Annotated in this window: 4 protein-coding genes; 1 reads left to right on the forward strand and 3 read right to left on the reverse strand. The window is 36.0% G+C overall.

Annotated elements, in window-relative coordinates:
* Positions 1 to 269 precede the first annotated feature (269 nt).
* A complete protein-coding gene (locus AC3DU7_RS18675; RefSeq protein ID WP_488040819.1) occupies positions 270 to 1,106 on the reverse strand; it encodes a pentapeptide repeat-containing protein in 837 nt (278 codons plus the stop codon).
* A gap of 583 nt (positions 1,107 to 1,689) precedes the next feature.
* On the opposite strand from AC3DU7_RS18675, the gene AC3DU7_RS18680 reads away from it, so the two are divergent.
* On the forward strand, positions 1,690 to 2,277 hold the full coding sequence (locus AC3DU7_RS18680) for a phycobiliprotein lyase (protein WP_488040820.1): 588 nt from the start codon (positions 1,690 to 1,692) through the stop codon (positions 2,275 to 2,277).
* A gap of 154 nt (positions 2,278 to 2,431) precedes the next feature.
* Here AC3DU7_RS18680 and AC3DU7_RS18685 read toward each other — a convergent pair whose 3' ends face one another.
* Together AC3DU7_RS18685 and proX are read right to left on the reverse strand one after the other, a co-directional pair.
* The gene (locus AC3DU7_RS18685; RefSeq protein ID WP_488040821.1) at positions 2,432 to 3,139 is read right to left on the reverse strand and encodes a PEP-CTERM sorting domain-containing protein; all 708 of its coding nucleotides are present in this window, start codon (positions 3,137 to 3,139) and stop codon (positions 2,432 to 2,434) included.
* An 829-nt stretch (positions 3,140 to 3,968) separates the two neighbouring features.
* Complete coding sequence (gene proX, locus AC3DU7_RS18690) at positions 3,969 to 5,957, reverse strand: glycine betaine/L-proline ABC transporter substrate-binding protein ProX (protein WP_488040822.1); 1,989 nt, start codon at positions 5,955 to 5,957, stop codon at positions 3,969 to 3,971.
* Positions 5,958 to 6,539: the final 582 nt, after the last annotated feature.

Genomic DNA, 6,539 nt, shown 5'->3' on the forward strand with positions numbered 1-6,539 from the left:
TCACAACTCATTCCTGATTGCTATAGATAGCGATCGCTCCTGAAACTAATCTGATGAAAAAATTTTGGTGAAAATAATTAGTCTGAAATATCCTTTAAAAATTCCTTGATTCAAATTACTACCAAAATCACTAAAAATTTACTTTTCCAAAGATAAATATTTGAGATGGTAGTTAAAGGTAAGTTTAGAAAATATCAAAAGTTTAAAACTCAAACAAAACCAGATTTTTCCTTCTTCCTTCTTTCTTCTTCCTTCTTTCTTACGGTAAATTAAACATCAGTTAAATTAGATAACAAACTACTCTTAGTATTATTACGAGTAAAAGAATTCCAGGTTCCTAAATCTTTGCCAGAATATCCACATAACATAGCTCTTGTAGAGTCACTCAATCCCTGCACCAAAGTAAAATCAACTCCAGCAATACTAGGAATATTATCTAAACTCGCCCCCGTTAGATCGGCAGCACGCAGATCGGCCCCCTCTAACTCTACCCCATTGAGTCGAGCATCACGCAAATTAGCACCTACTAAGAAAACTCCCTTCATATTAGAACCACTCAGAGCTGCACCTTGCAAGTTAGCACCTGTCAAGTCAGTACCACTCAGATAAGCACCCCGCAAATTTGCCCCTTGAAGGTCAACTCCTCGGAGGTAAGCTGTGTTTAAGAAAGCTCCACTTAAATCAGCTCCTGGCCCAACTGCTCCTGATTTTTTATAAGCAAATCCTTCCGGCCAAATTGTTTCACTGTCATAGTAAGCTACTTGTAGTTTAGCTCCTGTCAAATTAGTATTAGTAAAATTAGCCTTTTGTAATTCAGATCTATTGAGATATGCATCAGTTAAATCTGCTCCAGTCAAATTCGCTCCCTGAAGATTTGCCCCTCGTAAATCAGCACCTTTAAGATTTGCTCCACTTAAGTTTGCTTCACTCAAGTTAGCTCCAATTAGGATTGTATTATTTAGATTGGCCTGTTGTAAATTGCTTTGACTTAGATTAACTTGATATAGTTCAATTTGACTGATATCTATATCTTGTAGGTTGCTACCTGTCAGATTTTTGTCTTGCTGATAAGCTTGGATAATATCTGTAGCTGATTGAAACTGCATTTTATTTGAAGAGAGTTTGCTATTTTATAGTCTATTTGTAAAGTATATATTTTGTAAAGTATACATTTAATTAATCCTATACTTTTATAACTCTCTATAGCCTTTCCCAAGGTCGTGAGGTACAGTTATATTTTGTCTTTTTATTCCCTGTTCCCTGTTCCCTGTTCCCTGTTCCCTGTTCCCTCAAGCCTAAAATTTTGTACCTCACCAGTATGGGAATTGCTATATAGAATTTTTATTGATTTTTAGTTAATAAAAATCTCTGATATCATGTCCTCTGGTATCGTTTGTGTAAACCCAAGGGTGAATATCTATAGCAATTAGCGATCGGGTATTTATAAGGCCCAGCTCAAAGTGCATTCTAGAAAAGGTGTACAAAAAATAATGTTTAAATATGCCAGCACACATTGCTATACAAAAAATTTAAGTTTTTTTGGACTTTTAAGTCTTCTGTTCTAGATAACTAAAGCCTTGTTCTCTCTTCACTTCTTCCCTCTTCCTTCTTCCTTCTTCCTTACCTTTACAATACCGATGCTACCGATACATGATATTAGATATTAACAAAACTTGAGAGGTAAAAAAAATGAAATTCACACCACCAATGACAATGATGGATTTTTTTCTCAAAAGTGAGGGAATATGGTTTTCTCAACGCACTGTTCATCATTTTGATTCTGTTCAAGATGAGTCAGGGAAATCTAATTTGATCGTCAAAGTTTTAACAAAAGATGACCCTAAAGTTTGGGAAGTTTGTGAACAACAAAATGTAAATCCAGCTTTAGCAACAGGTGGTGCAAGTTTTAATTGGCAAGATAATTTAGATGATGATGAACCTAATCCAAATTATGCTGCTATTTTAGTAGATATTCCTGATTCGCAAACAGGCTTAACCGGTAAATTCTTGCGTAATCGTGGGTATGTCGAAGGTATTCCAGTGGTGGGCAGATATAATTTTGCTAAAGATGGAGTCTTGACAATTGATACAGAATATGAAAGGAATCAAGGGCAAGAACGTTGTTGGTTTTTGACAGATGATTTCCGAGTTCGTGTGAGTACAGTACGGATGATGAATGGTGTTAATTTAATGAGTTATTCCTCTGAACGTCGTTGTATAACTCGCAAAAAATTAGAAGCAATGATTGAGAAGAATGTTGCTGGAAGTTTAAGTTAATATGCTTAAATAATCCAGTCTATCTTAGTTAATGTCGATCCTCGTGCTATTATTAAAGTAGTAAGGTTAAGATTGTCTTGGCAGTAATCTTAACCTCACTAAAATTGCTAAATCAAACTATATCCAGTTATCGGTGTTTGGAAGGCACTGGTAACTATTTTTTTTCTTGCTTGCGCTTCATACCTAAACCTAAACCACCGAAGGCGAGTAATCCGAGGACAGCAGTAGGTTCGGGTACTGACGTTGATACTGATGCACCATATGTAGCACCACCTACAGGCAGAATATCTTCAAAAATTAGTTGATCTGCAATGACAGTAGTGCTAGATATTCCGGTAACTATAGGATCAGGGTTTCCTTCAATCCCAACAAATCCTACACCATTGTCGTCATTGAATGCACCGTTAAATAAGCTACCTGCATGCCAAGTCACAGTCACTCCTTCGTTAGGGAAGTCAAAGGTTATATTATTTAGGAGTTCATACTGAAAAGTATCACCAGTTCCACTTCCTGGTACCCATTCAAAGTTTGCTTCAACTGGGACTAACTCCACAAGATTGTTAGGAGGTGCTGCAGCGAAGGGGGGAACGAAATGACCACTGGCGGTACTAACTAAAGTGGAGCCGAGATTGTCGCCAAGAGGATTATGGCTCTCATCAGGGCTGAAGATCACTGTGAACATATCATTTACACCATTAATCTCACCAGGCTTGACATCTTCGTAGAAATCGGTAGCTCCGTTAGAGAAGCCGAGAGTACCAACAGCCTGAACAGGAGCAGTAGAAATGCCAGTTAGAGCGATCGCGCCTATAGCTGCTACCCCAACGGGAGCGAGCTTTTGTAAGAAATTAGGTAAATTCATCGTTGAATCCTTAGATGTAGATACTTTTCAAAAAAATGCGAATAAGTGTAGATGTTATTAATCACCCATTTAGAGTTAGCTATGTTATTCGTTTAAAAAACTTTATAACTAGGTAACTCTACATACTACTTTAGTCTTAAGCAGAAAAAAACAGCAACAAAAAACTAGCACTTTTAGTAAATCTTCATTACTCTTAAAGTATCTAAATCTAATATTCATTTATTGGATACTTTCTAGATTCTAGATAAAGTCATAAAAAATCATCTAATCATACTAACTAATTATATTCATAATTATATTAACTCATACTAATTTTATCAAAAATTACTATATAAATGTGGATATAAAGAACATACTTTTGTAGAAAAATTGATAAAATAAGTCTTAAAAATAATATTGAGATTATCAATAGTTACAAATTAATTGACAAAAATAAAGTTACTTTTTGTGAAGTATCCAATGTACTAAAACCCGATCAAAACGGATATTAAGTGGGAATTACAAATACAGCTTATAGCTAGGTATTAGTTTTCCAGAGAAAATATCCGAGGGGTCGAGGGTTTGTCTCGATCGAATCTTCACAAAATTCGGCTACTACTAAAAAAATCGGCTAATTCAATACTTCAAGATGGTGATTTGGGCTGACTGAAAATAGTTAACACTTCAAGAAAGTGTTTTACCGAAAAATTCAGGTATAAAACCTCTCCATTCATAGAGAAAAAAGAAAAAAAATCTTTTTAATCAATCCTCTTAGTTTATAAGAAGAGGTAATTCTAAATTCTAAATTCTAAATTCTAAATTCTTGAATAAAGTTATGCGTACAACTCCATTATTTCAAAGCTACGGATAGCCAACTATCAAATAATTCTTGATGATTAACAACCCATTCTTCAGCATGACGGCGAATATCCACAGGTTTATTCTCCCCATTTTTAACTTTTTCCTGTTGGAGGTTGACATCCTGAAATGGAATTTCAATCTGTTCAAATAAACTTTGAGCAACTGGATTATCCTGCAAAAAATTCTTGTTAGCTAATATCCGAACTCTATCGACTGGAACACCAAGATTTTTTCCATTAACTGAAGTATCTTTTTCCGTGAAGTTTCTCTGAGTTTCTAATAAAGATGTAAAAGGAACACCCAACCATTCCACATCCTCCTCAACTTTTAAAATTGAAGCTAACCAATGAGGAGTCCAAGTAAAATAAAGAATAGGTTTACCTTGCCGATAACGAGTCAAAGTATCTACCATCAAAGAAGAATAATCTCCTTCAATCTGCTCAACAGTATCCTCAAGTCCGTAAACCTGTAAATGATGATTTATTGTTCTTTCACACACCCAACCAGCAGTACAACCGATTAAATTTGCCTTACCATCACCATCTGAATCAAAAAGTTTAGCAATTTTTGGATCTTTGAGCTGCGATAGATCGGTAATATTATATTTCTCAGCAGTCCGTTTATCTATCTGATACCCCGCTTGACAATCAGAAATAAGTATTCCAACCCTTTCTAAATTATCTTCCCCGCCATTCTTGTCAAAAAATTCTTTGTGCGCAACTTGCCAATGGACACCAGTAAAATCCACATCATCATTACTAACAGCAATGTGCATTGCCGGAACATTCAATTGTTTTGGGCCTTTCACCTGATAACCTAATTTCTCCAGCCCAATATTCACAATCTCTGTAACAAATATACCGGATGTTTCCAAGCCAGAAGTAGACCGGACAATTCTTCCATTCCCTGGCAATGCTTCATTTTTTGAATTTATAGTAGTTTGGGAGATTAATTGCCAGCTAGTAACACCAACCAGCAAAGCAACCAAAATACTTATCCCTAGAGTTGTACCTTTCTGTTTGGAAAAGCCGCGAGACCGCCACCATCCAATTAAACCTCGCTCTTGCCAAGAAACATCATTTCCCTGACTAATAGCTTGAGTGATACGATCGAGCATCACCGCAATTAAAACAATACCTAAACCACCTACAGCAGCTAGTCCGACATTTAAACGACCTAGACCTTGCAATACCATTTGCCCTAATCCCTCTACCCCAATCATTGAGGTGACAACAGACATTGATAAGGCCAATAAAATTGCTTGGTTTGTGCCAGCCAAAATAGTAGGCAAAGCCAAAGGAATTTGTACTTCTAATAAGACTTGTTGGGGAGTTGAGCCAAAAGCTAAGGCTGCTTCTACTGCTTCTGGAGATACTTGCCTAATACCCAGATTTGTCAGGCGAATTAGAGGGGGGACTGCAAAAACAAATGTGGCAATAATACCCGAAACTTCTCCAATCCCAAATAACATTACTACGGGTACTAGGTAGACGAAACTGGGAAGAGTTTGCATTGCATCTAGGAGGGGACGTAATATTTTGTGGAAGCGATCGCTAATGGCACTAAGAATACCTAGAGGAATACCTACCAACATACAAAATATTACGGCAGTTAGAACGAGGGCTAGGGAAACCATTGCTTCTTCCCAAGCCCCACAAAAACCAATTATAGAAAGAGCAATAATGCTATAAATGGCTATTTTTCTTCCTGCTAATTGCCAGACTAGCAGGGCAATAATTATGAGAAAAATCAAGGGGGGAATAGCAAGAAAACCAGATTTAACTATTTCCAGAGTATTTCTTATGGGTGAGCTGATAGCTTGAAATAGTGGACGAAAGTTGTCAACTAGAAAATTAACAGCATCGTTAACCCATTCGTCTAGGGGTAAAGTGTAAAACTGGAAAGGATTTAATACTGTTCCTAAGCCTCCTTTGCTTGCGGTTACAAGGTAATTTGATATGAGAAAAATTTTGAACACTATATTATTGGCTCCTTTGCTGTTAGGTTGAATCCAAATCTCTAGGTAGCAGGGGCTTACATATATCTTCCTGCTAAAGTCTTTGGTGAATGGTCTCTGAGAAGCTATTTAATTTATATTACTCTGGCTTGAAATTAATATGTTGGCATCAGTCCTCAAAACATATAGCTGTTTGAGTTATCAACACTACATATTTAAGACGTTACAGTTTTTGTTTACTAGATATAGCGTTTTTGCCTAATTCCTCAATTTATTTTGGATAGTATTTTGACATCTGTTTGAGAATAGATGTTTTTTTGAGTTATCAACGCTACATATCTAAGACGTTACAGTTTTTGTTTACTAGATATAGCGTTTTTGCCTAATTCCTCAATTTATTTTGGATAGTATTTTGACATCTGTTTGAGAATAGATGTTTTTTTGAGTTATCAACACTACATATCTAAGACGTTACAGTTTTTGTTTACTAGATATAGCGTTTTTGCCTAATTCCTCAATTTATTTTGGATAGTATTTTGACATCTGTTTGAGAATAGATGTTTTTTTGAGTTATCAACACTACATATCTAAGACGTTACAGTT

It is taken from the genome of Okeania sp. (assembly GCF_983059655.1).